Origin of the sequence: Martinezella lusitana, assembly GCF_010668395.1 — a bacterium.
GTDB classification, from domain to species: Bacteria; Pseudomonadota; Alphaproteobacteria; order Rhizobiales; family Rhizobiaceae; genus Rhizobium; species Rhizobium lusitanum_A.
On record NZ_WUEY01000005.1, the window covers coordinates 105,025 to 130,973 of the forward strand.

Annotated in this window: 28 protein-coding genes; 9 read left to right on the top strand and 19 right to left on the bottom strand. The window is 62.1% G+C overall.

Annotation, left to right across the window (positions count from 1 at the left end):
- Window positions 1-69: 69 nt before the first annotated feature.
- The 10 genes from GR212_RS13285 to sdhC all read right to left on the bottom strand — a co-directional run bounded on the left by GR212_RS13285 (window position 70) and on the right by sdhC (window position 12,043).
- On the bottom strand, window positions 70-3,054 hold the full coding sequence (locus GR212_RS13285; RefSeq protein ID WP_163987042.1) for a 2-oxoglutarate dehydrogenase E1 component: 2,985 nt from the start codon (window positions 3,052-3,054) through the stop codon (window positions 70-72).
- A gap of 175 nt (window positions 3,055-3,229) precedes the next feature.
- Window positions 3,230-4,132 (bottom strand): succinate--CoA ligase subunit alpha, encoded by a 903-nt coding sequence (gene sucD, locus GR212_RS13290; RefSeq protein ID WP_163987043.1) that lies wholly within the window; start codon window positions 4,130-4,132, stop codon window positions 3,230-3,232.
- Window positions 4,133-4,138: 6 nt separating this feature from the next.
- On the bottom strand, window positions 4,139-5,335 hold the full coding sequence (gene sucC, locus GR212_RS13295; RefSeq protein WP_163987044.1) for an ADP-forming succinate--CoA ligase subunit beta: 1,197 nt from the start codon (window positions 5,333-5,335) through the stop codon (window positions 4,139-4,141).
- A 27-nt stretch (window positions 5,336-5,362) separates the two neighbouring features.
- Window positions 5,363-6,325 carry a malate dehydrogenase gene (gene mdh / locus GR212_RS13300; RefSeq protein WP_163987045.1) on the bottom strand — a complete coding sequence of 321 codons (963 nt, stop codon included), beginning with the start codon at window positions 6,323-6,325 and terminating at the stop codon, window positions 5,363-5,365.
- Window positions 6,326-6,505: 180 nt separating this feature from the next.
- Entirely contained in the window at window positions 6,506-7,669 is a 1,164-nt protein-coding gene (gene zapE / locus GR212_RS13305; protein WP_163987046.1) for a cell division protein ZapE, read from the bottom strand.
- Window positions 7,670-7,732: 63 nt separating this feature from the next.
- Window positions 7,733-8,260, bottom strand: coding sequence for a protease inhibitor Inh/omp19 family protein (locus GR212_RS13310; protein ID WP_163987360.1), 528 nt, complete (start codon window positions 8,258-8,260; stop codon window positions 7,733-7,735).
- A gap of 275 nt (window positions 8,261-8,535) precedes the next feature.
- The gene (locus GR212_RS13315) at window positions 8,536-9,315 is read right to left on the bottom strand and encodes a succinate dehydrogenase iron-sulfur subunit (protein ID WP_047630647.1); all 780 of its coding nucleotides are present in this window, start codon (window positions 9,313-9,315) and stop codon (window positions 8,536-8,538) included.
- 17 nt (window positions 9,316-9,332) lie between these two features.
- Entirely contained in the window at window positions 9,333-11,189 is a 1,857-nt protein-coding gene (gene sdhA / locus GR212_RS13320; RefSeq protein ID WP_163987047.1) for a succinate dehydrogenase flavoprotein subunit, read from the bottom strand.
- Window positions 11,190-11,196: 7 nt separating this feature from the next.
- Window positions 11,197-11,577 carry a succinate dehydrogenase, hydrophobic membrane anchor protein gene (sdhD, locus tag GR212_RS13325; protein ID WP_163987048.1) on the bottom strand — a complete coding sequence of 127 codons (381 nt, stop codon included), beginning with the start codon at window positions 11,575-11,577 and terminating at the stop codon, window positions 11,197-11,199.
- A 67-nt stretch (window positions 11,578-11,644) separates the two neighbouring features.
- The gene (sdhC, locus tag GR212_RS13330) at window positions 11,645-12,043 is read right to left on the bottom strand and encodes a succinate dehydrogenase, cytochrome b556 subunit (RefSeq protein ID WP_163987049.1); all 399 of its coding nucleotides are present in this window, start codon (window positions 12,041-12,043) and stop codon (window positions 11,645-11,647) included.
- 304 nt (window positions 12,044-12,347) lie between these two features.
- Between sdhC and GR212_RS13335 the strand changes: the two genes are divergently transcribed.
- Window positions 12,348-12,749, top strand: coding sequence for a hypothetical protein (locus GR212_RS13335; protein WP_163987050.1), 402 nt, complete (start codon window positions 12,348-12,350; stop codon window positions 12,747-12,749).
- 39 nt (window positions 12,750-12,788) lie between these two features.
- Here GR212_RS13335 and GR212_RS13340 read toward each other — a convergent pair whose 3' ends face one another.
- From GR212_RS13340 to tsaD, 7 genes are all read right to left on the bottom strand, one after another.
- Complete coding sequence (locus GR212_RS13340; protein ID WP_163987051.1) at window positions 12,789-13,439, bottom strand: class I SAM-dependent methyltransferase; 651 nt, start codon at window positions 13,437-13,439, stop codon at window positions 12,789-12,791.
- A gap of 29 nt (window positions 13,440-13,468) precedes the next feature.
- A complete protein-coding gene (locus GR212_RS13345) occupies window positions 13,469-13,900 on the bottom strand; it encodes an EVE domain-containing protein (RefSeq protein WP_163987052.1) in 432 nt (143 codons plus the stop codon).
- 3 nt (window positions 13,901-13,903) lie between these two features.
- The gene (locus GR212_RS13350) at window positions 13,904-14,197 is read right to left on the bottom strand and encodes a YciI-like protein (protein ID WP_163987053.1); all 294 of its coding nucleotides are present in this window, start codon (window positions 14,195-14,197) and stop codon (window positions 13,904-13,906) included.
- Window positions 14,198-14,265: 68 nt separating this feature from the next.
- Entirely contained in the window at window positions 14,266-14,697 is a 432-nt protein-coding gene (locus GR212_RS13355; RefSeq protein WP_163987054.1) for a PIN domain-containing protein, read from the bottom strand.
- A complete protein-coding gene (locus GR212_RS13360) occupies window positions 14,694-14,993 on the bottom strand; it encodes a hypothetical protein (RefSeq protein ID WP_163987055.1) in 300 nt (99 codons plus the stop codon). Before GR212_RS13360 ends, GR212_RS13355 begins: the two co-directional genes overlap by 4 nt.
- A gap of 52 nt (window positions 14,994-15,045) precedes the next feature.
- On the bottom strand, window positions 15,046-16,035 hold the full coding sequence (locus GR212_RS13365) for an NAD(P)H-dependent glycerol-3-phosphate dehydrogenase (RefSeq protein WP_163987056.1): 990 nt from the start codon (window positions 16,033-16,035) through the stop codon (window positions 15,046-15,048).
- On the bottom strand, window positions 16,032-17,129 hold the full coding sequence (gene tsaD, locus GR212_RS13370) for a tRNA (adenosine(37)-N6)-threonylcarbamoyltransferase complex transferase subunit TsaD (RefSeq protein ID WP_163987057.1): 1,098 nt from the start codon (window positions 17,127-17,129) through the stop codon (window positions 16,032-16,034). The genes GR212_RS13365 and tsaD overlap by 4 nt, the downstream gene beginning before the upstream one ends.
- 84 nt (window positions 17,130-17,213) lie before the next feature.
- On the opposite strand from tsaD, the gene hemC reads away from it, so the two are divergent.
- The 6 genes from hemC to GR212_RS13400 all read left to right on the top strand — a co-directional run bounded on the left by hemC (window position 17,214) and on the right by GR212_RS13400 (window position 23,151).
- Window positions 17,214-18,143 (top strand): hydroxymethylbilane synthase, encoded by a 930-nt coding sequence (hemC, locus tag GR212_RS13375; RefSeq protein ID WP_163987058.1) that lies wholly within the window; start codon window positions 17,214-17,216, stop codon window positions 18,141-18,143.
- A gap of 6 nt (window positions 18,144-18,149) precedes the next feature.
- Window positions 18,150-18,878, top strand: coding sequence for a uroporphyrinogen-III synthase (locus tag GR212_RS13380; RefSeq protein ID WP_163987059.1), 729 nt, complete (start codon window positions 18,150-18,152; stop codon window positions 18,876-18,878).
- A 79-nt stretch (window positions 18,879-18,957) separates the two neighbouring features.
- Window positions 18,958-20,220 carry a hypothetical protein gene (locus GR212_RS13385; protein ID WP_163987060.1) on the top strand — a complete coding sequence of 421 codons (1,263 nt, stop codon included), beginning with the start codon at window positions 18,958-18,960 and terminating at the stop codon, window positions 20,218-20,220.
- A gap of 15 nt (window positions 20,221-20,235) precedes the next feature.
- Window positions 20,236-21,834 (top strand): heme biosynthesis protein HemY, encoded by a 1,599-nt coding sequence (locus GR212_RS13390; protein WP_163987061.1) that lies wholly within the window; start codon window positions 20,236-20,238, stop codon window positions 21,832-21,834.
- 113 nt (window positions 21,835-21,947) lie between these two features.
- Window positions 21,948-22,433, top strand: coding sequence for a TerB family tellurite resistance protein (locus GR212_RS13395; RefSeq protein WP_092717417.1), 486 nt, complete (start codon window positions 21,948-21,950; stop codon window positions 22,431-22,433).
- Window positions 22,426-23,151: a glutamine amidotransferase gene (locus GR212_RS13400; RefSeq protein ID WP_163987361.1), complete on the top strand. Its 726-nt coding sequence runs from the start codon at window positions 22,426-22,428 to the stop codon at window positions 23,149-23,151. Before GR212_RS13395 ends, GR212_RS13400 begins: the two co-directional genes overlap by 8 nt.
- Before the next feature lie 152 nt (window positions 23,152-23,303).
- Here GR212_RS13400 and GR212_RS13405 read toward each other — a convergent pair whose 3' ends face one another.
- Complete coding sequence (locus GR212_RS13405; protein WP_163987062.1) at window positions 23,304-24,560, bottom strand: MFS transporter; 1,257 nt, start codon at window positions 24,558-24,560, stop codon at window positions 23,304-23,306.
- Window positions 24,561-24,672: 112 nt separating this feature from the next.
- Between GR212_RS13405 and GR212_RS13410 the strand changes: the two genes are divergently transcribed.
- Window positions 24,673-24,996: a YggT family protein gene (locus tag GR212_RS13410; protein ID WP_163987063.1), complete on the top strand. Its 324-nt coding sequence runs from the start codon at window positions 24,673-24,675 to the stop codon at window positions 24,994-24,996.
- The gene (locus tag GR212_RS13415; RefSeq protein ID WP_163987064.1) at window positions 24,993-25,310 is read left to right on the top strand and encodes a DUF167 family protein; all 318 of its coding nucleotides are present in this window, start codon (window positions 24,993-24,995) and stop codon (window positions 25,308-25,310) included. The genes GR212_RS13410 and GR212_RS13415 overlap by 4 nt, the downstream gene beginning before the upstream one ends.
- Here GR212_RS13415 and ppa read toward each other — a convergent pair whose 3' ends face one another.
- Window positions 25,311-25,841 (bottom strand): inorganic diphosphatase, encoded by a 531-nt coding sequence (gene ppa / locus GR212_RS13420; RefSeq protein ID WP_163987065.1) that lies wholly within the window; start codon window positions 25,839-25,841, stop codon window positions 25,311-25,313.
- Window positions 25,842-25,949 lie beyond the last annotated feature (108 nt).

The window sequence follows — 25,949 nt, forward strand, 5'->3', positions numbered from 1 at the left end:
TCGCATCATGCGGAAGGCTGGGACGCGACGACGCAATCTTCAAACGAAAACCGGTCATCGCGCAACCCCTCAACCGCCGAGCGCGTCCTCGAGGAACGCCGCAAGCTGCGACAGATGCTTGGACATCAGGCCCGTCGCCGGAGAGGCGGCGGCCGGACGGCCGGTGTAGCGAACGCGCTGGTACTTGGCATCGATGTGGGCGAGCACCCATTCCAGATACGGATCGATGAACGACCATGCGCCCATGTTCTTCGGCTCTTCCTGGCACCAGACCATTTCCGCGTTGCGGAAGCGGCTGAGCTCGTTGATGAGCGCCTTGGCCGGGAACGGATAGAGCTGTTCGATGCGCAGCAGGTAGATGTCGTCGATGCCGCGCTTCTCGCGCTCTTCCAGCAGATCGTAGTAGACCTTGCCCGAGCAGATGACGACGCGACGGATCTTGTTGTCCTTCTGCAGCTTGATCGGGCCGTCCTTGATCAGTTCGGCATCGTCCCACAGCAGGCGATGGAACGAGCTTTCGCCCGCCATTTCCGCCAGCGTCGACACGGCGCGCTTGTGGCGCAGCAGCGACTTCGGCGTCATCAGGATCAGCGGCTTGCGGAAGTCGCGCTTCAGCTGACGGCGCAGGATGTGGAAGTAGTTCGCCGGCGTCGTGACGTTGGCGACCTGCATGTTGTCCTCGGCGCAGAGCTGCAGATAGCGTTCCAGGCGGGCGGAAGAGTGTTCCGGACCCTGGCCTTCATAGCCATGCGGCAGCAGGCAGACGAGGCCGGACATGCGCAGCCACTTGCGTTCGCCCGACGAGATGAACTGGTCGAAGACGACCTGCGCACCGTTGGCGAAGTCGCCGAACTGGGCTTCCCACAGGGTCAGCGCGTTCGGACGGGCCAGCGAATAGCCGTATTCGAAGCCGAGAACCGCTTCTTCCGACAGCATCGAGTTGATGACTTCGTAACGGGCCTGGGTCGGCGACAGGTTGGCGAGCGGGATGTAGCGCTCTTCGGTCTCCTGATCGTAGAGAACCGAATGACGCTGCGAGAAGGTGCCGCGTTCGCAATCCTGACCGGACAGGCGGATCTTGTGGCCTTCGACGACGAGCGAACCGAACGCCAGGGCTTCCGCCATGGCCCAGTCGATGCCCTCGCCGGTCTGCACCATGTTGGCGCGGTTTTCCATGAAGCGCTGGATGGTACGGTGCGCATGGAAGCCTGCCGGGATTTCCGACAGCTTGCGGCCGATATCCTTCAGCGCCTTCATCGGCACGGCAGTCTTGCCGCGGCGCTGCTCGTCGGCATTGTCGGCCGTGTGCAGGCCGGACCACTCGCCATCCAGCCAGTCGGCCTTGTTCGGCTTGTAGGACTGGCCGGCCTCGAACTCCTGATCGAGATGGGCGCGCCAGTCGGCCTTCATCTTCTCGACTTCGCCTTCGGTCAGCACGCCTTCGCTGATCAGCCGCTGCGAATAGATCTGCAGCACCGTCTTGTGGGCGCGGATGACCTTGTACATGTTCGGCTGCGTGAAGGACGGTTCATCGCCTTCGTTGTGGCCGTAGCGGCGGTAGCAGAACAGGTCGACCACGACAGGCTTGTGGAACTTCATGCGGAATTCGGTTGCGATCTTCGCAGCGTAAACCACGGCTTCCGGATCGTCGCCGTTGACGTGGAAGATCGGCGCTTCGATCATCTTGGCGACGTCGGACGGATAGGGCGACGAGCGCGAGAAGGCCGGATTGGTGGTGAAACCGATCTGGTTGTTGATGATGACGTGCATCGTGCCGGCAACGCGATGACCGCGCAGGCCTGACAGGCCGAGGATTTCGGCAGTTACGCCCTGACCGGCGAAAGCCGCGTCGCCGTGGATCAGCAAGGGCACGACCTTGGCGCGTTCCGACAATGGGATGATGTCGCCATCCCATTGGGTGGCGCCCATATCCTGCTTGGCGCGGGCCTTGCCCATGACGACGGGATTGACGATTTCCAGATGCGACGGGTTCGCCGTCAGCGAGACGTGCACCTTGGCGCCGTCGAAATCGCGATCCGAGGAGGCGCCGAGATGGTACTTCACGTCGCCCGAACCTTCGACTTCGTCGGGAGCGTAGGAGCCGCCCTTGAACTCGTGGAAGATGGCGCGATGCGGCTTGCCCATGACCTGGGACAGCACGTTCAGACGGCCGCGATGGGCCATGCCGAACACGGCTTCCCGGAGGCCGAGCTGGCTACCGCTCTTGAGAATCTGCTCGAGCGCCGGGATCAGCGATTCGCCGCCGTCTAGGCCGAAACGCTTGGTGCCCTTGAACTTGACGTCGAGGAACTGTTCATAGCCCTCGGCTTCGATGACCTTCTGCAGGATGGCCTTCTTGCGCTCGGGATTGAAAGCGATCCCCTTGTCGACGCCCTCGATGCGTTCCTGAATCCATGCCTTCTCTTCCGGATTGGAGATATGCATGAATTCGACGCCGAGCGTCGAGCAGTAAGTGCGCTCGAGGATCTCGATCATCTCGCGCACGCTGGCATATTCAAGGCCGAGCACGTTGTCGATGAAGATCTTGCGGTCGAGGTCCGCCTCGGTGAAGCCGTAAGCTTCCGGCGACAGTTCCTTATAGTCTTCGACGGGAGCGGCGATGCCGAGCGGGTCGAGCTTGGCATGCAGATGGCCGCGCATGCGATAGGCACGGATCATCATGATGGCGCGGACGGAATCGCGCGTCGCCTGCAGGACGTCGGTCGTGTCGGCCGGGGTACCGGCGACTTCGGCCTTCGCCTTCAGCTTGGTCTCGATGACCTTTTCGACAACGCCCCAGTCGCCGTCGAGCGCGGACACCAGGTCGCCCTTCGCCGGGATCGGCCAGTTCTTGCGCTGCCAGGAGGCGCCCTTGGCCGCCCTCTTCACGTCGTCGGGGCTATCCTCGAGCGCCTTGAAGAAAGACCGCCATTCGTCGGAGACCGATGAAGGATCGTCCTCATAGCGCGCATAGAGCTGCTCGATATAGGCAGCGTTAGCGCCATCCAGGAACGAGGTGATCTGAAACTGCTCGTTGGCTTCTTGCCTTGCCATGGTGAATCTGCGGACGCTTTCGCCCGTCTCCCAACTTGTTTGCATTGCCGGTTTTCGGATCCCCGGCGACCGTATTTCACTTGAGGCCGTCAAGGCCGTACGTCAGCATCTGCGAATTTCGAAACCGGACGGGACGAGATAGCCGCCACCCCGTCCGGCCTTGCTATAGGTAGGGTCAGCCCTTGAGGACTTCCACCAGAGTCTTGCCGAGACGCGCCGGCGATGGCGACACGCGGATGCCTGCCGATTCCATTGCCGCGATCTTGTCTTCCGCGCCGCCCTTGCCGCCGGAGATGACGGCGCCGGCATGGCCCATCGTGCGGCCGGGAGGTGCCGTGCGGCCGGCGATGAAGCCGACCATCGGCTTCTTGCGGCCCTTCTTGGCTTCGTCCTTGAGGAACTGGGCCGCGTCTTCTTCAGCCGAGCCGCCGATTTCGCCGATCATGATGATCGACTTGGTTTCGTCGTCTGCGAGGAACATTTCCAGGATGTCGATGAATTCCGTGCCCTTGACCGGGTCGCCGCCGATACCGACGGCCGTCGTCTGGCCGAGGCCTTCGTTCGTGGTCTGGAACACGGCTTCATAGGTCAGCGTGCCGGAGCGCGAGAGAACGCCGACGGAGCCCTTCTTGAAGATGGAGCCCGGCATGATGCCGATCTTGCATTCGTCCGGCGTCAGGACGCCCGGGCAGTTCGGCCCGATCAGGCGCGACTTGGACTTGATGAGGCGATCCTTGACCTTGACCATGTCGGCGACCGGAATGCCTTCCGTGATGCAGACGATGAGCGGGATCTCGGCTTCGATCGCTTCGAGGATCGCGGCTGCGGCGCCTGCCGGCGGCACGTAGATGACCGAGGCGTTGGCGCCGGTGGCTTCCTTGCCTTCGGCGACCGACTTGAAGATCGGCAGCTTTTCGCCCTTGGAGCCAGTCCAGGTCTCGCCACCCTTGGAGGGGTGGATACCGCCGACCATCTTCGTGCCGTGATAGGCAAGCGCCTGCTCGGTGTGGAAAGTACCGGTCTTGCCGGTCAGGCCCTGAACCAGAACCTTCGTATCTTTGTTGATGAGGATCGACATCTTGCCTCAGGCTCCCTTGACTGCCTTAACGATCTTCTGGGCGGCATCGTCCAGGTCATCGGCAGAGATGACGTTGAGACCGGATTCGTTGATGATCTTCTTGCCGAGCTCGACGTTGGTGCCTTCGAGGCGCACGACGAGCGGAACCTTCAGACCGACTTCCTTGACGGCCGCAAGCACGCCTTCGGCAATGACGTCGCACTTCATGATGCCGCCGAAGATGTTGACCAGAATACCCTGGACGGCCGGATCGGCAGTGATGATCTTGAAGGCGGCCGTGACCTTTTCCTTGGTAGCGCCGCCGCCGACATCGAGGAAGTTCGCCGGCTCGGCGCCATAGAGCTTGATGATGTCCATGGTCGCCATGGCAAGGCCGGCGCCGTTGACCATGCAGCCGATGTTGCCGTCGAGCGCGACATAGGCGAGGTCGTATTCGTGGGCCTGGATTTCCTTCTCGTCCTCTTCCGAGGTGTCGCGCAGGGCGCGGATGTCTTCGTGACGGAAGAGCGCGTTGCCGTCGAACGAGACCTTGGCGTCGAGGACGCGGAGGCGGCCGTTGGTCATGACGATCAGCGGGTTCACTTCCAGCAGCGCCATGTCCTTTTCGACAAAGGCCTTGTAGAGGATCGGGAAGAGCTTGGCAGCGTCTTCGCGGGCAGCCCCTTCGAGCTTCAGCGCGTCGGAAAGAGCAGCCGAGTTGGCGGCCGTGACGCCCGTCGACGGATCGATGGCGACGGTGATGATCTTTTCCGGCGTATCGTGCGCGACGGTCTCGATGTCCATGCCGCCTTCCGTCGAAACGACGAAAGCGACCTGACCGACCGAGCGGTCGACCAGGATCGAGAGATAAAGCTCGCGATCGATATCGGCGCCGTCTTCGATGTAGAGGCGGTTGACCTGCTTGCCGGCCGGGCCGGTCTGCTTGGTCACCAGCGTGTGGCCGAGCATTTCCTTGGCGTTGGCGACGACATCGTCAACCGACTTGGCCAGGCGAACGCCGCCCTTGGCGTCCGGGCCGAGTTCCTTGAACTTACCCTTGCCGCGGCCGCCAGCATGGATCTGGCTCTTGACGACGTAAAGCGGACCTGGAAGCTGCTTGGCAGCGGCGGCGGCCTCATCGGCGGAGAAGATGGCAACGCCGTCCGCGACGGGTGCGCCATAGGTCTTCAGCAGCGCCTTGGCCTGGTATTCATGAATGTTCATGGACTTATCCCTGTTGGAACGCGGAAATTACTTCAGCGACGGCGCGATGGTGGCGCAAGCTTCGCAAAGACCGGCAACGGCCGCGACCGACTTGTCGAAGGCTTCCTTCTCGGCCTTGTTCAGATCGATCTCGATGACGCGCTCGATACCGCCGGCACCGATGACGGTGGGAACGCCGACATACATGTCCTTCACGCCGTACTGGCCGTCGAGATGCGCGGCGCAAGGCAGGACGCGCTTCTTGTCCTTGAGGTAGGATTCAGCCATCGCGATGGCCGAAGCGGCCGGAGCATAGTAGGCCGAGCCAGTCTTCAGCAAGCCGACGATCTCGGCGCCGCCGTCACGGGTGCGCTGGATGATCTCTTCGAGGCGCTCGGCAGTGAGCCAGCCCATGGTGACGAGGTCGGTCAGCGGGATGCCGGCAACGGTGGAGTAGCGGGCGAGCGGAACCATCGAGTCGCCATGGCCGCCGAGAACGAAAGCGGTGACGTCTTCGACGGAAACGTTGAATTCCTTGGCGAGGAACAGGCGGAAGCGCGAGCTGTCGAGCACGCCGGCCATGCCGACGACCTTGTTGGTCGGCAGACCCGAGAACTTCTGCAGCGCCCACACCATGGCGTCGAGCGGGTTGGTGATGCAGATCACGAAAGCGTTCGGGGCATACTTCTTGATGCCGGCGCCGACCTGTTCCATGACCTTGAGGTTGATGCCGAGCAGATCGTCGCGGCTCATGCCCGGCTTGCGGGCAACGCCGGCGGTGACGATGCAGACATCGGCGCCTTCGATCGCGGAATAGTCGCTGGCGCCGGTCAAGTTGGCGTCGAAACCTTCAACCGGAGAAGACTGGGCGATGTCGAGACCCTTGCCCTGGGGAATGCCGTCCGCGATGTCGAACAGGACGATGTCGCCCAGTTCCTTCAGGCCGGCGAGATGCGCCAGCGTGCCACCAATCATGCCAGAACCAATAAGTGCGATCTTGTTGCGCGCCATTTCGGTGTATCCTTTGCGATCAAAATCCGTGGCGGGACACCGTGACAGGCATCCACAATAGCCGTCAATCGCATAGACCCAAAGGGTGAAATTGGCAATTGATTATTTTGAGATCAGGAATTTCAATCGGTTAGATACAAAATATCTTACGTAAACGTAAGATTTTCTGTCACCGAATTGTTACTCGGCAGCGCGCCTGGCCGGAGTCTGGGCCAGATATTCGGCGCTGCGCATCTCGAAAAGCCGCGACGCCGTGCGGTCGAATTCGAAGCCTTCCGTCCCTCGCCGCTCCTCCAGCAGATCCTCCGGCATGGCGGCCGCGGACACGTAGAGGCGGATATTGTGATCGTAGAGCGTGTCGATAAGAATGATGAAACGCTTCGTCTGGTTGCGCTTGTCCGGGCCGAGCTTCGGCACATGATCGAGGAAGATCGTGTCGAAGCGCTCGGCGATGGCGAGGAAATCGGCGGGGCCCAGCGGCGCATCGCAAAGATCGGCGAAGGAGAAGCGCGCCATGCGATCGACGGCGAGCGGCACATGAATGGAGCGCCCTTTCATCGGGATCTCCGTCGGCAGCGCCTTGCGTCCATGCAGCGCCTGCATCCAGGAGGCATCCATCGCCATATCGGCACGCTGGTCGAGCGGCGTCAGATAGACCGGCTGGCTGTTCAGCTTCTCCATGCGGTAGTCCGTCGGCGAATCCAGCGTCACCACATCGACGTACTTTTTCAGGAGATCGATGAAGGGCAGGAACAGGCCGCGGTTGAGGCCGTCACGATAAAGATTGTCCGGCTCCACGTTCGACGTGGCGATCAGCACGCAGCCGAGCGAGAACAGCTCGGAAAACAGCCGCGACAGGATCATCGCATCGGCAATGTCGGTAACGGTGAATTCGTCGAAGCAAAGCAGTTCGGCCTCGGCGTAGAGGTCGGCGGCAACCGGCGGGATCGGGTCGGCCTGCTTGGTCTCGCCGTTCTTGAACTTCAGCCGCTGCGCCGCGATGCGGTTGTGCACATCGGTCATGAACTCGAAGAAATGCGCCCGGCGCTTCTTCTGGCAGGGCGCCATGGCGAAGAACATGTCCATCAACATGGTCTTGCCGCGTCCGACACTGCCGTGAATGTAAAGGCCCTTGATCGTCTCGACCGACTTCTTGCGTGCGGCAAACATCCAGCCGAGCGCGCTGGATTTGGCGGCAGGCCGCTTCCGCTTGAGATCGGCAAGCACGCGGTCCAGCATTTTCGCCACATCCATCTGCGCCGAATCCACCTGGAGGGACCCGGACGCCGTCAGCGCCTTTAGCTGTTCGCAGACGCTGATCGAGTAATCTGGCATGGGCTGCATGGGGAAATATCCGCCTGTGCGAACAGGAGCGCACCCAACGGGTGCTGCACCTTTCAAATATGCTTATCGGCTGAGGCTGAGCGGCTGGCCGGACGCGGTCGAGCCGTCAAAGCGCGAATCCGCCGTCTTGTAGACCGTGCCGATCGTCGAGCCGTCACGATTTTTCAGGAGAACCTGCTTGCCCGAAACTTCCCAGGAACCCATCGCGGTGAGTTCGCCCGCGCAACCGCGCGTACCGCCGCGCGAGCCGCTGCCGAGGTTCGTCAACGTCAGGAACATGTCGCAGCTTGATCCGCCATTGCTGACCTTCCAGCTGCCGACCATTGATTCCTTCGTGACATCCATGGCGGATGCCGCCATCGCCTGCTGTTGCTGCGGATTGCCCGCATTCGCCGCGCCCGTTGCCGGAGCAGCCGGAAATTGCGAACCGTTGCCGGCGCCTGCGGGCGGAAGCTGGCTGGATTGAACGGAAGGAACAGGCTGGGCCTGCAGTGGCGGGGCAGAATAACTGTCGTTGTTGTATGCCGTGCGCTGGCAACCGGCAAGCGACAGACCAATCGCCGCAGCCGTCACTGCATATCTAAACTGCATCATCACACTCCTAAATGATTGTCCACCGCTGACATCTGCAAAGATATGTTTAATGATGTCCGAATTATCGTATTTCACTTTGGTTAATCAAGTCGATACCGTCACAAATTGCCGTAGGCCATAGCTGGACAAGAATCGGGTGGTTTCAAGGCGATACGCCGAACCTCTCCTAAAATGGAGGGAAGCCGCGAATTTCGGCATCCTCTCCGATCCATGTGCCTTATCAAGGACCTATCAAATATCGCCGGCACCGCGGGAGTGACCGGAACGGCGGGTTAGACCCGCCGCTCAACCATCATCTTCTTGATTTCGGCGATTGCCTTAGCCGGGTTCAGACCCTTCGGGCAGGTCTGGGCGCAGTTCATGATCGTGTGGCAGCGATAGAGACGGAAGGGATCCTCGAGATTGTCGAGGCGTTCGCCCTTGGCTTCGTCTCTGGAGTCGATGAGCCAGCGATAGGCCTGCAGCAGGACGGCGGGACCGAGATAACGGTCGCCATTCCACCAGTAGCTCGGACAGGAAGTCGAGCAGCAGGCACAAAGGATGCACTCGTAAAGACCGTCGAGCTTCAGGCGGTCCTCGTGGCTCTGCTTCCACTCCTTGGCCGGCGGCGGCGATACCGTCTTCAGCCAGGGCTCGATGGATCGGTGCTGAGCGTAGAAATTCGTCAGGTCCGGCACGAGGTCCTTGACGACGGGCATGTGCGGCAACGGATAGATCTTCACCGTGCCCTTGATCTCGTCCAGACCCTTGGTGCAGGCGAGCGTGTTGGTGCCGTCGATGTTCATCGCGCAGGAGCCGCAAATGCCTTCGCGACAGGAGCGGCGCAGCGTCAGCGTCGGATCGATCTTGTTCTTGATGTAGAGCAGGCCGTCGAGCACCATCGGACCGCAATCGTCGATATCGATGTAGTAGGTGTCGATGCTCGGGTTCTGGCCGTCATCCGGGCTCCAGCGATAGACGCGGAATTCGCGCGTGTTCTTGGCGCCGACCGGCTTCGGCCAGACCTTGCCTTCGCGCATCTGAGAGTTCTTGGGGAGAGCGAGTTCAACCATGGTCAGTTCCTCTCAGATCAGTACACGCGTGCCTTCGGCTCGATCTTGTGCGGATCGATGCCTTCGGCGATCAGGTCGGTGTGAACGGGACGATAGTCGAGCTTCACGTCACCGGCGTCGTTGACCCAGGCAAGCGTATGCTTGCGCCAGTTCTCGTCGTCACGGCCGGCAAACTTGCCCTCGGTGTAGTCCTCGCGGGCATGCGAGCCGCGGCTTTCCTTGCGGGCCTCGGCGCCGTAGATGGTCGTGATGGCGTTGGCCATCAGATTGTGCAGCTCCAGCGTTTCGACGAGGTCGGAATTCCAGATCAGCGAACGGTCGGTTACCTTGATGTCGGACATGTCCTTCCAGATCTCCGAAATGCGGCGGCAGCCGGATTCCAGCGATTCCTGGGTGCGGAACACGGCGGCATCTTCCTGCATGGCGCGCTGCATCTTCTCGCGAAGGGCAGCCGTCGGCGTGCCGCCGCTGGCATGGCGCAGGCGATCGAAGCGTTCCATGATCTTGTCGCAGGCGGCCACGTTGACCGCCGGAACCGGGCTGTTGCGGTCGATGACCTGGGCGGCGCGAATGGCGGCGGCGCGGCCGAACACCACGAGGTCGATCAGCGAGTTGGAGCCCAGGCGGTTGGCGCCGTGCACCGAGGCGCAGCCGGCTTCGCCGACGGCCATCAGGCCCGGCAGGATTCGCTCGGGATTGCTGCTGTCGGCATTCAGCACCTCACCCCAATAGTTGGTGGGAATGCCGCCCATGTTGTAATGGACCGTCGGCAGCACCGGGATCGGCTCACGGGTCACGTCGACGCCGGCGAAGATGCGCGCGCTCTCGGAAATACCAGGCAGGCGCTCATGCAGCACGGCCGGATCGAGATGGTCGAGATGCAGGAAGATATGGTCCTTATTCTTGCCGACGCCGCGACCCTCGCGGATTTCCAGCGTCATGCAGCGCGAAACCACGTCGCGCGAGGCAAGGTCCTTCGCCGAAGGAGCATAGCGCTCCATGAAGCGCTCGCCCTCGGAATTGACGAGATAGCCGCCTTCGCCGCGCGCGCCTTCGGTGATCAGACATCCCGAACCGTAGATGCCGGTCGGATGGAACTGCACGAATTCCATGTCCTGCAGCGGCAGGCCGGCACGGGCCACCATGCCGCCGCCGTCGCCGGTGCAGGTGTGGGCCGACGTCGCCGAGAAATAGGCGCGGCCGTAGCCGCCGGTCGCCAGCACCACCATCTTGGCGGCGAAACGATGGATCGTGCCGTCATCGAGGCACCAGGCAACGACGCCTGTGCAGCGGCTGCCATCGTCGGACATGATGAGGTCGAGCGCGAAATACTCGATGAAGAATTCGGCGTTGTTGCGCAGCGACTGGCCGTAAAGCGTATGCAGGATGGCGTGGCCGGTGCGGTCGGCGGCTGCGCAGGTGCGCTGCACCGGCGGTCCCTCGCCGAAGTTCTGCATGTGGCCGCCGAACGGGCGCTGATAGATCTTGCCTTCTTCGTTGCGCGAGAAGGGCACGCCGTAGTGCTCGAGCTCGTAGACGGCCTTCGGCGCTTCCATGACCATATACTGCATGGCGTCGACGTCGCCGAGCCAGTCCGAGCCCTTGACGGTGTCGTACAGGTGCCACTGCCAGCTGTCCGGCGTCATGTTCTGCAGCGAAGCCGCGATGCCGCCCTGGGCTGCGACGGTGTGCGAACGCGTCGGGAAGACCTTGGTGATGCAGGCGGTGCGGAAGCCCTGCTCGGCCATGCCGAGCGTTGCGCGCAGGCCGGCGCCGCCGGCGCCGACGACGATCACGTCATAGGAGTGATCGACATACTTGTAGGCTTTCCCGTTTTGAGCAGGCCCATTCTGAGTGGATGAGTTCGGTGCCATGATGCATTTATCCTACGAACGCGATCTTCAGAATGGCGAAAAGACAGAGCCCCGCCATGACGATCGCGAAGAACGTGTTGAGCATGAGAAGGACGATCTTGCCGAATTCGCCGTGGACATAGTCCTCGATGATGACCTGCATGCCGAGCTTCATGTGAATGATGCCGGAGACCACCATCAGGCCCATGATGACGGCGACGAGCGGGTTCGACAGCGCGTGCACGACTTCCGCGTAGGGCGCGCCGGCGTAGATCATCAGGAAGATGACGAAGAAGAGGAAGAGTGGAACGTTGGCAACCGCGGTCAGGCGCTGACGCCAGAAATGATCGGTGCCTTCCTTGGCGGAACCGAGACCGCGGACTTTGCCCAGAGGAGTGCGCATATCCATGAGAAATATCCTTTAAAGCACATGATCCCGAAAAGCGTTCGAACGCTTTCGGGAACAATCATGCCAATCAACCCAGCCGGATGACGATGCCGATGATCCAGACCAGCGCGGTCAGACAGATCGAGGCGACGAGCGTGAGCTTGGCCATCCTGGTCGAGACGGCGGGATCGAAGCCGTGCCCGAGGTCCCAGACGAAGTGACGCAGACCGCCGATCAGATGGTGCAGCAGCGCCCAGGTGTAGCCAAGCAGGATGATCCGGCCGATGATCGTGCCCATGATCCAGTTGACCAGGTCGAAATAGGCCTGGCCCGTCGCGGCGGCGATCAGCCACCAGGCGACCAGCAGCGTGCCGAAGTAGAGCGCACCACCGGTAATGCGGTGGACGATCGACATGACCATGGTGGGAATGGGTTTGTAGATTTGCAGATGCGGCGACAGTGGCCGGCTTTGTGTGACGTTCGCCATCAGAACCTCGCGGCGTTACGATACGCTTAGAACCCGGATCTCCGGGGCAACGCGCGCGCAAAGACGTGCAGTGTGCGTTGCATCATTGCGACCATTAATCGCCGAAATGCCTATCGACAAGCACAATTGATGCCTGCATTGAATTTAATCGATTGGGGTCGCTCTGCACTTTAGCGAGCATGCAACGACGAGCTTCCCATTCCGGGCTATTTACCATTTCGGCAACCCTGACGTGGACTTCGCGCCAGTCTTGGGGCAATCTGCCGTTAAGTTTTCATTAACGGACCGAAGCGGAGGACGAATCATGACGCCGCATCTTTTAAAGGCAGCAGCGCTCGTTTTGGCGGCAGCAGCCATTCTTTCCTCGACGCAGGCGTCGGCGGACGACTATCGACACAGGCATCATCACAACCATTCGGGCATCGTACGCCTGCACCAGATTTCCGAGCCACAGGGCGCCGGGCTGCAGCAGCCGGCCAGGATCGTGGTCATGGAGCGGCGCGACGCCGCGAACGCCGGCACCTATGCCGGGACGGCCGACGTCTATCATGCCAATGGCGGCACGTACGTATTGGGCTATGGCGGCTACAATCCCTATGCCCGCCCCGCCGTGACGCAGCCAAGGCCGCGGGCAAAGGTCATCAACGTCCGCTATGCCGGTAATCCTTGCTCATACGAAGCCGGCGTGTGCGTTATCCGGCACTGACGGGCCAGAGCATTTTCAGAAGAGATATGAAGCGGCGTTCTAGCCGGCGAGAAATCGCCAGACCGTGGTTTTCTTGACCTCGCTGTCCTCCAGCGCCCGCGTCACCGGCACCTGGTAAGTCGCCTGCTCTTCCAGGCGGTCCTTGGGAAGATAGGCCCTGCCGGGATCGCCGACCAGAACGGCCCTCCCTTCGCCCGCCAAGCGGCGCAGCCAGGGAACGAGGCCGGCGGCAAAATCGCGATCATAGAAGACGTCGCCGGCGAGAATTACGTCCGCATCCACGGCCCGGCCGACGATATTCTCACTGGAAAATTCGAGAGCGACGCCATTTTCGACGGCATTAAGTCGGATGGCAGTACCTGCCCACGGGTCGATGTCGACGGCAAGCACATGGCTTGCGCCCGCTTGCCTGGCCGCGATGGCGACAAGCCCGGAGCCGCTGGCAAAGTCGAGCACGGTCCTGCCGACCACGGCCTCGGGATGATCGAGGATATAGCGTGCCAGGCCTTGGCCGCCCGCCCAGGCGAAGGCCCAGAAGGGCGGCGGCAGGCCGATCTCTTCCAGCTCCTCTTCCGTCTTCAGCCACAGCTCATGCGCCTCGCTCGCCAGATGCAGCCGGATCTCCGGCACATGCGGCGGCGCCATCAGGCTGGTGTTGGCGCGGATGAAGCTTTCAGGATCGGTTTTCAAGGAGCCCGCACCCACCGAATCAGGCCGGATCAGACCGGCGGATTGTCCAGGCCGCCCATGCGGCAGACTTCGGCATATTCCTCATCTGTGACAGGTTGAACGGAGAGCCGCATGGAGGTGACGAGTGCCATCTGCGAAAGCTTCGGATTGGCCTTGACGTCCTTTAAGGACACCGGCTTCGGCATGTCGCGGACGGCGCGGATATCGACGCATTCCCAGCGCGGATCGTCCTTGGCGGTCGAATCGGGATGTGCCAGCGCGCAAACCTCGACGATGCCGACGATCTCCAGCCCGTCGTTGGAATGATAGAAGAAGCCCTTGTCGCCGATCTGCATGGCCCGCATGTTGTTGCGGGCGAGATAGTTGCGCACGCCGGTCCACTCGGTTCCCTTGTCGCCGGCATCCTTCTGCTGCTGCCAGGACCAGGAGGACGGCTCGGATTTATAAAGCCAGTGCGCCATGTCTCATGCCCCCGGATTGTTGAAGACCCAGTTGAACGGCTTGATCTCGACGCTCTCGAACAGGCCGGCCTTCGTGTAAGGATCCGCATCGGCGATCGCGACGGCCGCTTCGACGCTTTCGGCATCGACGATGACCAGGCTGCCGTTCGGCTTGCCTTCCGCGTCGAGGAAAGGACCCGCCATCTTCAGCGTCCCTTCGGCATTGAGCTTGTTCAGGTGTTCCACATGCGCCGGGCGCGTCTCCATGCGGACATTCAGGTAACCGGGCTTGTCCTTGCAGACAAAGGCGAACAGCATGGTTTGGTTCTCCCAATAAAATCGAAACTATCGATAGTGACGGATAAAGCCTCAATCGCGAGAGGTCATCACATTTCTGCGCGAAGGGGATTGATGATATCGAGGCCCCAGAAATCGGCTTCGTTATGGGTAGCGATAATGCAATCATTCGCAATTGCAACAGAGGCAATCAACATGTCCATAGGATCACGTTGCCTTCCCACCGCCTTGCCTTCCGCCATGAGTTGAGCCCAGATCAAAGCAGCGTTCTCCTCGAACGGGAGGATACGCCCGGCAAAATAGACTTGCGGTCCCTGACTACCAAGAAACCAGGATTCGAGATCATCACGCTTGCGCCCCTTCGACATGATCAGGATGCCGCGCCGAATTTCGGCGATCGTGGACGCTGCGATGAAAAGATTGTGATCCAATTGAGCCTCAAACCATCGCACGAGATACGGCGACGGTTCGGGTTTGATAGTGTTGCTGATGATATTGGTATCCAGCAAATAGCGCGTCAAAGATCGATCTCGCGCACTTCGGTTCTTACCCTTTCGAGATCGATGTCGGCTCCGACGAGCGGCGAACTGCGTAGCCAAGCGTAAACGCCGCCCTTTTTCGGCGGTTCGCCCGAAACTGTTTTCATCAGGACATCGCGAATCTGGGCCGATTGCGTTCCGCCCTCTGCCAGTCGCCGCGCCATATCCCTGATGAGAGCTTTATCACTATCGAGCCCAAGCACCTCAAAACGAGCGAGACCGCGCTCGCCAAGACGGGAGCGGTAGTTCTGAATTGCGCGTTTTTGCGAGTTGCTCATCAGACCCTCCGATATATCCAGTAATATATCCAGAGCGTCGGTGACATTCAAGCTATTCCGTGGTGATCGGCCGCGTCATCAATTGCCCGATAGCGGCCGTGATGTCGAGCTTGCCGTCGATGATGGCGGAAACTGCGTCGGTGATCGGCATGTCGACGCCGAATTCGTGGGCGAGCCGCGCGGCGATGGATGCGGCATAGGCGCCTTCGACCAGTGTGCCGTGCGCCGGGTCGACGATGTCGCCCTGGCCAAGCGCGATACCAAATCTGAGATTGCGGGATTGATGGCTGGTGGCCGTCAGCACGAGGTCGCCGAGGCCCGAAAGCCCGCGCACCGTTTCCGCCTTGCCGCCCTTGGCCGCGACGAAGCGCGACATTTCGGCGAGACCGCGGCTGATCAGCGCCGCGCGCGCGGAATCGCCGATCCCTCGGCCCTCGACGATGCCGCAGGCAATGGCGAGAACATTCTTCAGCGCGCCGCCGAGCTGCACGCCGATGCGGTCGTCCGATGCATAGAGACGGAAGGTCGGGCCGGAAATAGCCTGGGCAAGCCTTTCCGCCACGGCCATGTCGGCCGCGGCGATCGCCATGGCGGTCGGCAGGCCCTTGGCGATATCGGCGGCAAAACCCGGCCCGGAGAGAACGGCGACGGCGTGCTCCGGCAGCTCCCGCTCCAGCATGTCGGTCAGCAGATCGCCGGAAACCTTGTCGATGCCCTTGGCGCAGGTCACGACGATGGCATCCTCGGCAAGATAAGGACCATAGTGCCGGGCAGCATCGGCCTGCGCCTGCGAGGGCATGGCGAAAAGCACGATGCCGGCATTGGAAACTGCATCCGGCTCGGCGGAAAACTCCAGCGAATCCGGAAGTTCGATGCCGGGCAGCACGGCATCATGCATGCGATCGGCGGCAAGATCCGCCATCAGCCCGGCGTTGCGTCCGACGAGCGTCACGTCGCTGCGGCCGGTGAGCGCGATGACGGCTGCAAGCGCCGTGCCGAAAGCGCCTGCGCCGATGACTGCGATCCGCTCCCTGCCGCTCATGCTTTCGCTCCTCGCTTGCCGTGCCCGAGCAGAGTTTCCGCCTTCTGATCCAGCGGCCAGCGCGAACGCGGCTGCACGTCGAGATCGTCAGGTGCCCTGCCCGTCGCCATGCGCTCAAGTCCCGCCCAGGCGATCATGACGGCATTGTCCGTACACAATCTCAATGGCGGCGCGATGAAGCGGAAGCCGTTGGCATCGCAAAGCTCCTGCAGCGTGCGGCGCAGCTCGAGATTGGCGGCAACGCCGCCTGCCACCACCAGCGACGGCTTGTCCGCCATCTTCGGGAATTCCGCCTTGAACCGTTGCAGCCCGCGGCCGATGCGGTCCTTCAAGGTGCGCGAGATCGCCTTCTGGAAAGATGCGCAGATATCGGCGATATCCTGCTCCGTGACAGGCGCAATCGCCGTCGCCGCCTGCCGCACGGCCGTCTTCAGGCCGGAAAAGGAAAAGTCGAGGCGCGCCTCGCCGACCAGCGGCCGGGGAAGATCGAAGCGGTCCGGATTGCCGCTTTTCGCGGCGGCTTCCACGGCCGGGCCGCCGGGATAGGGCAATCCCAGCAGTTTCGCCGTCTTGTCGAAGGCTTCGCCGAGAGCATCGTCGATAGTCGTCCCCCAGCGCTCGTATTCGCCGACGCCGCGCACCAGGATCAGCTGGGTATGGCCGCCGGAAACGAGCAGCATGAGATAGGGAAAGCCAAGCCCGTCCGTCAGCCGCGCCGTCAGGGCATGGCCTTCCAGATGGTTGATGGCGTATAATGGCTTGCCTGTGGCACGCGAGATCGCCTTGCCGGTCATCAGGCCGACGAGCAACCCGCCAATGAGGCCCGGGCCTGACGTCGCGGCGATGGCGTCGACGTCCGAGAGCGACACATTGGCGCGTTTCAATGCCTCGTCGATCAGCGTATCCAGCGCCTCGACATGCGCCCGCGCGGCAATTTCCGGCACGACGCCGCCATAGGCGCTATGCTCGTCCAACTGGCTGAGGACGACATCGGAACAAACCGTGGGCGTGCCGTCATCCCGGCGCTCGACAATGGCTGCAGCGGTTTCGTCGCAGCTTGTTTCGATGCCGAGAATACGAAGAATGGGTGCCATGGAGAATGTTCGTTGCCTACAGGTCGATTGCGGTAAAGCGGAAATATGGTTACGGGAACTGTCGGTAACAACGGATCAAAGCGGATGCAAACAAAACCTTTCCGGATCGGCACGCGCGGCAGCCCGCTGGCGCTCGCCCAGGCGCACGAGGCACGCGACCGTCTGATGGCGGCCCATGGCCTTCCGGAGGAGATGTTCGAAATCGTCGTTCTCACGACCAAGGGCGACCGCATCACCGACCGCTCGCTGGCGGCAATTGGCGGCAAGGGCCTGTTCACGGAGGAGCTTGAAGAGAAGCTGACTTCGGGCGAGCTCGACTTCGCCGTGCACTCGGCCAAAGACATGGCGACCAAGCTGCCGCAAGGCCTGGCGTTGACGGCCTACCTGCCGCGCGAGGACATTCGCGATTCCGTCATCGGCCGCACCGCGCCGAAACTGACCGAGCTGCCGCATGGCGCGACCGTCGGCTCGGCCTCGCTGCGCCGCCAGGCGCTGATCCGCCGCCTGCGCCCGGATATCAACGTCATCACCTTCCGCGGTTCGGTCCAGACCCGTCTCCGCAAGCTGGAAGAGGGACAGGCCGACGCGACATTGCTGGCGCTCGCCGGCCTGAAGCGGCTCGGCATGGTCGAAATCATCACGGATATTCTCGACCCGGACGAATTCCCGCCGGCACCTGCGCAAGGCGCGATCGCTATCGAAAGCCGAATCGACGACGCGCGGATGAACGACCTGCTTGCCGCCATCAACGACGGGCCGACCTTCGATACCGTATCCTGCGAGCGGGCCTTCCTGGCCGCGCTTGACGGCTCCTGTCGCACGCCGATAGCCGGCTACGCAATCTGCGAAGGCGATCATCTGCGCTTCTTCGGCATGATCCTCACCCCGGATGGCAGGCAGGTGCACACGACCACCATCGAAGGCCACCGGCGCGATGCCGAGGCGCTCGGCATCAATGCCGGCCAGGCGATCCGCGCCGAGGCTGGCAGCACCTTCTTCGAAGACTGGACCTGACGAACGATGCGCGTCGTCGTCACCCGCCCTCGGCATTCGGGTGAACGCACCGTGCGGCGGCTGGCGCAGATGGGACACGAGCCCCTGCTGCTGCCGCTGGCAGAACCAGTCCATCGCCTGGAGGAGGCGAAGCAAGCGCTTCGACAGACTGAGGGCGCCATCGCCGTCACCAGTGCCGAGGCGATCCGGGTGCTGGCAGCATTGTCATCGGATCTGAAACCGCATCTGTCTCGTCCGCTCTTTGCCGTCGGCAAGGCAACGGCCAAAGAAGCGGCGGGCCTGGGATTTGACACTATCGTCGTATCGGAGGGTGGGGGCACCGAACTCGCGACCCTTATTTCAAGCCACCCGGCAAGCCTGAACGCCACCCCTCTCCTTTATCTCGCCGGCTCTCCCCGCGCAGCCGGGTTCGAAACGAGATTGGAGGAATTGCGCCTGCCGTTCCTAACGGTCGAATGCTACCGCATGCGCGACCTTAGCCCCGACGATGCCGTTCTCCGCCGGCTTTTCGTCGAGATCCGGGCGGATGCCGTACTGCTTTATTCCCATCAGACGGCCAAACGCCTTTTCAGCCTGCCTTTCGTCGAAAGGAACCCCGAAGTCTTCGCGGACATGCGGTTCCTCTGCCTGAGCGAGGCCATCGCCGAAGCGATTCCCGCATCGATGCGTTCGCATGTCGATATCGCCGACATGCCGACCGAAGACCGGCTTCTGACGCTTCTGATCCACGCGTGAGGCCGCAATTTTGATGTAAGGCCTTTCCATAATCGTCTTGTCTGTCTAACTTCGTTCCAGCGCATGAAAAGAGGACCTCATGGTACCGGGAAAACCGCCTAACCATTCGAAGCCCAACGACGAGCCGGTCACGATCGACCTGGAAGCCGAAAAAACTGCGCAGGACGCGGCGCCCGAAGATATCACCGAGCGCAGTCACGACGAATTCGGCTCCTCATCCGCCAATGAAGTGGAAATGCCGCTCGAAGCGGAGAGGGAGCCGCTTCGCAAAGACGTGCAGGAGCCTGTCTCCGCTTCCGAGCCGGAAGAGCCGCAGGCATCGGCACGGCACGCCGATCCCGCTCCTTCCTATGCCGAGCAGCCACAGCAGCCGCGGCGGGAAGGGTCGACCTCCGGCCTTGTCGCGGCCGGCATCGTCGGCGGTTTGATTGCGCTCGTCTGCGCGGGCGCCCTGCAATATGCCGGCGTCTTGCCCGGCGGCCGTAGCGGCAAGGACACGTCCGCCGATATCGCCGCATTGAATGCAGAGATCGATGGCCTCAAGCAGAGCGTCGCCAATCTCGCCGCCGCGCCCGCGGCCAAGCCGGACGAAACGCTTGCGGCCCGCGTCGCCGCCCTTGAGACCAGCGCTGCCAATGGCGCTTCGGCGGGCGGATCGGGCGAAACAAATGCGGCATCGGACCAGAAGATCGCTTCGCTGAGCGGCGAAGTCGAGCAGCTGAAGGCGGATCTCAGCAAGGCGACCCAGACTCAGGCCACATCCGATGCCGAAGTCAGCAAGCGTCTCGACGATGCCGAAAAGAAGCTGAGCGGACCGAGCCAGGAGAGTGCCGTTGCCCGCGCGATCGCGGCGGCTGCGCTGAAGGCCGCCATCGACCGCGGCGGCCCCTTCCAGCCCGAACTCGACACCTTCGCCAATGTCGCATCGGACGATCCAGCCGTCGCCGATCTCAAGAACTTCGCCCAGACCGGCGTTCCCTCCCGCGCCGACCTGATCCGTCAGGTTTCCGACGTGGCGACGGCGATCGTCGCGACGGCCCAGACCGACGATCCGAACCAGAGCTGGAGCGACCGCCTGATGTCGAGCGCCAAGTCGCTGGTCCAGGTTCGTCCCGTCGGCAACGTCCCCGGCGACGGCATCGATGCCATCGCCGCCCGTTTCGAGGACAAGGTCAGGAATGGCGATCTGCCGGGTGCCGTGACGGAGTGGAACAACCTGCCCGACGCAGCCAAGTCGGCTTCCGCCGCCTTCAAGCAATCGCTGGAGGCCCGCATCCGCGTCGAGGATCTGGTAAGCGATGCCCTGTCGAAGGCGATCGCCAATACCGGGAAACAGAATTAAGGACGGAGCGCGGCAATGATCAGACTGCTTATCTTCGCCATTCTTATCCTCGCTCTCGGCTATGGTTTTTCCTGGCTGGCGGACCGCCCCGGCGATCTCTCGCTGGTGTGGGAAGGCCAGCTTTACCAGACCAAGCTGATCGTCGCCGCCGCGATCCTGATCGCATTGGTCGCCGCCGTCATGATTCTCTGGTGGTTCGTGCGGCTGATCTGGACGTCGCCGCATTCCGTCACCCGCTATTTCCGCGCCCGCAAGCGCGATCGCGGCTATCAGGCGCTTTCGACCGGCCTGATCGCGGCCGGCGCCGGCAATGCATTGCTCGCCCGCAAGATGGCCGCCCGCACCCGTGGCCTCATCCGTGCCGATCAGGAGCCGCTCATCAACCTGCTGGAAGCGCAGGCGGCGTTGATCGAAGGCAAGCACGACGAGGCACGCCAGAAGTTCGAGCTGATGGCCAACGATCCGGAAACGCGCGAGCTCGGACTGCGCGGCCTCTATCTCGAAGCCAAGCGCCTCGGTGCCCATGAAGCTGCGCGGCAATATGCCGAGAAGGCCGCCGACCAGGCGCCCTATCTGCCCTGGGCAGCGCAGGCGACGCTGGAATATCGCAGCCAGGCCGGCCGCTGGGACGACGCCATCAAGCTTCTGGACCAGCAGAAGGTCGCCCACGTCGTCGACAAGACGACGGCCAACCGCCAACGCGCCGTGCTCCTGACGGCGCGCGCCGACGACAAACTGGAAAGCGATCCGGCCGGCGCCCGCGACGATGCGCTGTCCGCGCTGAAGCTTGTCGCCGATTTCGTGCCCGCGGCGCTGATTGCGGCAAAGGCCCTCTTTCGCGAGGACAAGGTGCGCAAGGCTGCCTCCATCCTCGAGCAGGTCTGGAAGACACATCCGCATCCCGAGATCGGCAGGGCCTATGTGCGGGCTCGCAGCGGCGATTCCGTCACCGACCGCCTGAAGCGCGCCGAACGACTGGAAGCCATCCGCCCGAACAATGTCGAAGCGCTGCTGCTGACGGCCAAGGCGGCCATGGACGCCGGCGATTTCGGCAAGGCCCGGGCCAAGGCCGAAGCCGCAGCGCGGATCGATGCGCGTGAAGGCGCTTTCCTGCTGCTGGCCGACATCGAGGAGGCCGAAACCGGAGATCAGGGCCGCGTCCGTCACTGGATGGCGCAGGCGTTGCGTGCGCCGCGCGATCCCGCCTGGGTCGCCGATGGCTTCGTATCGGAGAAATGGTTGCCGCTGTCGCCGGTCACCGGCCGTCTCGACGCCTTCGAATGGAAAGCACCCTTCGGCCAGATCGAGGGGCCAGTGGAAGAGGGCTCCACGGTATCGGTCGATGCGGCGCTGAAGTCGCTTCCCCCCATGCGTGAGGCAGCGCCTGCAACCACGACGGAGGCGCAGAATTCACCGAAAGTTGCATCGCCGACGGCCGATACCTATGTCATGGAATTGGAGCCCGCAACGGCAAAGCCCGCGCCGAGCGCGGCTGCCGCAACGCCGCAGCAGCCGTCGGAACAGCGACCCTTCTTCGGTGGCGCGCCGGACGATCCGGGCGTGAAAGATAGAAGGCTTGAACCGGAACCCAAGACACGGCTCAAGTTGTTCTGATGCAATTCCAGCAAAAGTGCGCAGCGGTTTTGCGTCCGGAATTGCATGGAAACAAAAAGATGGAGCATGGTGCCCCAAGAACCCTGCTCGGTTTGCTTTGAGAATGGATACGGATGTTTGAACGCTTTCAGGAATTCCTTCATAACCTGACCCAGGACCACCCCAGATCCGGCTTTGCACCCGACGACCCGCGCGTCGCCGTCGCGGCGCTCTGTATCCAGGTGATGGAGGCGGACGGCAAGATCGAGAACAGCGAGAAGAAAAGGCTGCGCAAGCTCCTGAAGGACCAATACGGTCTGGATGGCCGCCAGCTCGACCGTCTGATCGCCGCCGGCGAGGAGGCTGAAAGCGAGGCTGTCGACTATTATCGCTTTACCTCGGACCTGAAGCGCCACCTCGACAGCACCCAAAGGCTCGAACTCCTCGGTATCCTCTGGGATATCGTCTATGCCGATGGCGAGCGCAGCGAGATGGAAGACCACGCGATCTGGCGCATCGCCGATCTCATGGGCATTTCCGACCGCGAGCGCATCATGAAGCGCCAGGAAGCAGCAGCACGCGCGCCCGGTTCCAGGGTGGAGACAGGCAATGATGATTGAAGCGCCGAAGAGCGCTGGCCGCCCGATATTGATCGTCCTGCATCAGGAACGCTCCAGCCCCGGCCGCGTCGGCCAGATGCTGCTGGAGAAGGGCTATGATCTCGATATCCGCCGCCCGGTCCTTGGCGATCCCCTACCCCAGACGCTCGAAGCGCATGCCGGCGCCGTGGTCTTCGGCGGCCCCATGAGTGCCAACGATCCCGACGACTTCATCAAGACCGAGACCGACTGGCTGAAGATTCCGCTCAAGGAGAACCGGCCCTATCTCGGCATCTGCCTCGGCGCGCAGCTGCTCGCCCGCCACCTCGGCGCCAAGGTAAAGGCGCGCGACGATGGCAAGACCGAGATCGGCTGGTATGCATTGCAGCCGACGGAAAAGGGCCGGCTGCTGATGCGCTGGCCGCAGATGGTCTATCACTTCCACCGCGAGGGTTTCGAACTGCCGCACGGCGCCGATCTGCTGGCGACGGCCGAGACCTATCCCAACCAGGCCTATCGCTACGGCCCCAACGCCTGGGGCCTGCAGTTCCATGCCGAACTCACACGCGCCATGATGCAGCGCTGGGTGGTGCACGGCGAACATCGTTTCTGCATGCCGAACGCCCAGCAGGGCCGCGAGCACCTGGAAGGCCGGATGATCTTCGACGCCGCGCTGAAAGCCTGGCTATCGGAATTCCTCGACCATGTCTTTGCGGGCAAGCACGCGATGGCGGCCTGAAGCGGCGGCATATCGCCTTGAAGATCTGCTCGAACGCCCCTTAGCACCGCTCTGTACGGCTCCGCATGCCATGGAATTGCGGCTGCGTTCCGTCTCTTTGCTTTCATGCAATTCCGGACGGAAAGCCGCTGCGGACTTTTGCTGGAATTGCTCTAAGCCGTCTGCGGCTCGCCCTCGCGATCGGGCGCATTCAGGCTGTCGATCCGGCGAAGCTGCGGGAAGCCTGCGGCCCAGAGGCCAGCGACCGCAAGCGTGCCGATACCGCCAATGACAACGGCGGACACGGCGCCGAAATAATGGGCCATGGTGCCGGCGCGGAATTCGCCGAGCTCGTTCGAAGCGCCCACGAAAACCATGTTGACCGCATTGACGCGGCCGCGAACATGGTCGGGTGTCCAGAGCGTGATCAGCGTTTCCCGCACATAGACCGAGATCAGGTCCGATGCGCCCATGAGGGCGAGAGCAACGATCGACAGCCATGGCGTATGGGAGATGCCGAAGACCAGCGTTCCCACCCCGAACATGGCGACGCCGGCAAACATATAGAGGCCGGCGCGATGCCGGATGGGATAGGTCGCCAGAAACAGGCCCATGGCGATCGCGCCGAAGCTCGGTGCCGCGCGCAGCAGGCCAAGCCCCCAAGGCCCCAGCGTCAGGATATCGCGCGCATAGACCGGCATCAGCGCCACCGCGCCGCCGAGCAGCACGGCGAAGAGGTCGAGCGAGACGGCGCCGAGCACCACCTTCTCCGACCAGATGAAACGGAAGCCCGCCAGGATTTCGTTCATGCTCTTCGATTGGTGCGCGACACGCTGCTGCGGCTTCGGAATGAGAAAGGTCAGGATCGAGCCGGCCGTCAGGAAGACCACCGCGACCGTATAGGACACGCCGGCACCCACGCCATAGAGCAAGCCGCCGGCCACAGGCCCGAGAACAGCCGCCGCATCCCATGACATGGAGTTCCAGGTCACGGCATTCGAGAGATCCTGCGGCGGAATGAGATTGGGAGCAAGCGACTGCATGGCCGGCGTCATGAAGGCGCGCTCGACGCCAAAAACGGCAAGGATCAGAAAGACCGGCAGGGGCGCAAAGGTGCCGGTCACCGTCAGGAAGAGCAGTGCCGCCGTACAGAGCATGCCGACGAAGATGCAGACCGCGGCAACCCTGCGCCTGTTATAGCGGTCGGCCACCGTGCCGGTAACCAGGATCAGCAGCAGGGAGGGAAGGAATTGCACCAGCCCGATCAGCCCGAGATACACCGGATTTCCGGTGTGATCGTACATTTGCCAGCCAACCGAGACACTGACGATCTGGGTCGCAAAGCCCGTCAAAAACCGCGCGAAGAAGAAATAGGTATAGGGGATATGCCTGAAGGCGGCAAACCGGTCTCCGCTGGCAGCGAACGACATGGGGCGAGACTTTCCGGCGCGGCAGGCGACACAAACGCACGCACCGGCCTTTTAAACATGATTCAACATGCTTCGGAGCATGGGACTTGCTCGTTTAGTCGCCAATGTCTACATGTCTGTCAACCGCGAAATGGAGACGGACATGCTCGCCTTATTTCAAACCATTGATCTGGCTTTGAATCTTTATACCTGGATACTGATCGGCAGCGCCATCTTTTCCTGGCTCTATGCGTTCAACGTCATCAATTCGAGCAATCAGTTCGTCAGTTCCGTCGGTAATTTCCTCTATGCGGTCACGGAGCCGGCCCTGCGCCCGATCCGGCGCATCCTGCCCGATCTCGGCGGCATCGATATCTCGCCGGTCATCCTGCTGCTGATCATCTTCTTCATCCGCTCGCTCATGTGGAATTCGATCGTCCCCATGTTCCTGCGGTGAGCAAGCCCTGGCAGGCTTTTCCGGATCACCTGCGGCTTTCCGTGCGGCTCACGCCCAATGGCGGGCGTGACGCGATCGACGGGCTGGAAACCGGCAGCGACGGCGAATCCTATTTGAAGGCGCGTGTTTCGGCAGCACCCGAAAAGGGCAAGGCCAACAAGGCGCTGATCGTATTGCTGGCAAAGAGCCTCGGCATCCCGAAATCCTCGCTTGCCCTGCTGAGCGGCGACACGGCGCGCAAAAAAATCCTCCGGATCGAGGGCGAACCGGAGGATTTGATAAGGAGGCTTTGCGCCGTAACCGAAGGCCGATGATCAGGCCTTCTTGGCGCGCTCGATCGCTTCGAGAATGAGTTCGCCGGCTTCCTTCGAACCCTTCCAGCCGAAGATCTTGACCCACTTGCCGGGCTCCAGATCCTTGTAGTGCTCGAAGAAGTGCTCGATCTGCTTCAGCGTGATCTCGGGCAGGTCGGTATATTCCTTGACCTTGTCATAGCGCATCGTCAGCTTCGGCGCGGGAACGGCGATGATCTTCTCGTCCTTGCCGGAATTGTCTTCCATCATCAGCACGCCGATCGGGCGAACATTGATGACGCAGCCCGGCACCAGCGGACGGGTGTTGGCGATCAGCACGTCGATCGGGTCGCCGTCGTCGGAGAGCGTGTGCGGAACGAAGCCGTAATTGCCCGGATAGGTCATCGGCGTGTAGAGGAAACGGTCGACGACCAGCGTGCCGGCCTCCTTGTCCATTTCGTACTTGATCGGATGACCGCCGACCGGCACTTCAACGATGACGTTGACATCTTCGGGCGGGTTCTTGCCAATGGAAATCGCGTCGATACGCATGCTTGTCCCCTAAATAGGATGGTTGCCGCCAGCCAAATAATCGGATTCATGCGGCAACGCAACAACGCATCGGGAAAGAGGCGGATTTACTGCATAATTCCTTAAATC

What these genes read in the sequence shown, in the direction of transcription:
- ppa (WP_163987065.1), bottom strand. Translation starts at nt 25,841, where the DNA reads ATGCGTATCGACGCGATTTCCATTGGCAAGAACCCGCCCGAAGATGTC.
- sucD (WP_163987043.1), bottom strand. Translation starts at nt 4,132, where the DNA reads ATGTCGATCCTCATCAACAAAGATACGAAGGTTCTGGTTCAGGGCCTG.
- zapE (WP_163987046.1), bottom strand. Translation starts at nt 7,669, where the DNA reads ATGCAGCCCATGCCAGATTACTCGATCAGCGTCTGCGAACAGCTAAAG.
- GR212_RS13380 (WP_163987059.1), top strand. Translation starts at nt 18,150, where the DNA reads ATGCGCGTCGTCGTCACCCGCCCTCGGCATTCGGGTGAACGCACCGTG.
- GR212_RS13360 (WP_163987055.1), bottom strand. Translation starts at nt 14,993, where the DNA reads ATGAGCAACTCGCAAAAACGCGCAATTCAGAACTACCGCTCCCGTCTT.
- GR212_RS13285 (WP_163987042.1), bottom strand. Translation starts at nt 3,054, where the DNA reads ATGGCAAGGCAAGAAGCCAACGAGCAGTTTCAGATCACCTCGTTCCTG.
- GR212_RS13405 (WP_163987062.1), bottom strand. Translation starts at nt 24,560, where the DNA reads ATGTCGTTCGCTGCCAGCGGAGACCGGTTTGCCGCCTTCAGGCATATC.
- hemC (WP_163987058.1), top strand. Translation starts at nt 17,214, where the DNA reads ATGCAAACAAAACCTTTCCGGATCGGCACGCGCGGCAGCCCGCTGGCG.
- GR212_RS13310 (WP_163987360.1), bottom strand. Translation starts at nt 8,260, where the DNA reads ATGCAGTTTAGATATGCAGTGACGGCTGCGGCGATTGGTCTGTCGCTT.
- GR212_RS13335 (WP_163987050.1), top strand. Translation starts at nt 12,348, where the DNA reads ATGACGCCGCATCTTTTAAAGGCAGCAGCGCTCGTTTTGGCGGCAGCA.
- mdh (WP_163987045.1), bottom strand. Translation starts at nt 6,325, where the DNA reads ATGGCGCGCAACAAGATCGCACTTATTGGTTCTGGCATGATTGGTGGC.
- GR212_RS13390 (WP_163987061.1), top strand. Translation starts at nt 20,236, where the DNA reads ATGATCAGACTGCTTATCTTCGCCATTCTTATCCTCGCTCTCGGCTAT.
- sucC (WP_163987044.1), bottom strand. Translation starts at nt 5,335, where the DNA reads ATGAACATTCATGAATACCAGGCCAAGGCGCTGCTGAAGACCTATGGC.
- GR212_RS13400 (WP_163987361.1), top strand. Translation starts at nt 22,426, where the DNA reads ATGATTGAAGCGCCGAAGAGCGCTGGCCGCCCGATATTGATCGTCCTG.
- GR212_RS13315 (WP_047630647.1), bottom strand. Translation starts at nt 9,315, where the DNA reads ATGGTTGAACTCGCTCTCCCCAAGAACTCTCAGATGCGCGAAGGCAAG.
- sdhA (WP_163987047.1), bottom strand. Translation starts at nt 11,189, where the DNA reads ATGGCACCGAACTCATCCACTCAGAATGGGCCTGCTCAAAACGGGAAA.
- GR212_RS13365 (WP_163987056.1), bottom strand. Translation starts at nt 16,035, where the DNA reads ATGAGCGGCAGGGAGCGGATCGCAGTCATCGGCGCAGGCGCTTTCGGC.
- GR212_RS13395 (WP_092717417.1), top strand. Translation starts at nt 21,948, where the DNA reads ATGTTTGAACGCTTTCAGGAATTCCTTCATAACCTGACCCAGGACCAC.
- GR212_RS13350 (WP_163987053.1), bottom strand. Translation starts at nt 14,197, where the DNA reads ATGCTGTTCGCCTTTGTCTGCAAGGACAAGCCCGGTTACCTGAATGTC.
- sdhC (WP_163987049.1), bottom strand. Translation starts at nt 12,043, where the DNA reads ATGGCGAACGTCACACAAAGCCGGCCACTGTCGCCGCATCTGCAAATC.
- sdhD (WP_163987048.1), bottom strand. Translation starts at nt 11,577, where the DNA reads ATGGATATGCGCACTCCTCTGGGCAAAGTCCGCGGTCTCGGTTCCGCC.
- GR212_RS13410 (WP_163987063.1), top strand. Translation starts at nt 24,673, where the DNA reads ATGTCTGTCAACCGCGAAATGGAGACGGACATGCTCGCCTTATTTCAA.
- GR212_RS13345 (WP_163987052.1), bottom strand. Translation starts at nt 13,900, where the DNA reads ATGGCGCACTGGCTTTATAAATCCGAGCCGTCCTCCTGGTCCTGGCAG.
- GR212_RS13385 (WP_163987060.1), top strand. Translation starts at nt 18,958, where the DNA reads ATGGTACCGGGAAAACCGCCTAACCATTCGAAGCCCAACGACGAGCCG.
- tsaD (WP_163987057.1), bottom strand. Translation starts at nt 17,129, where the DNA reads ATGGCACCCATTCTTCGTATTCTCGGCATCGAAACAAGCTGCGACGAA.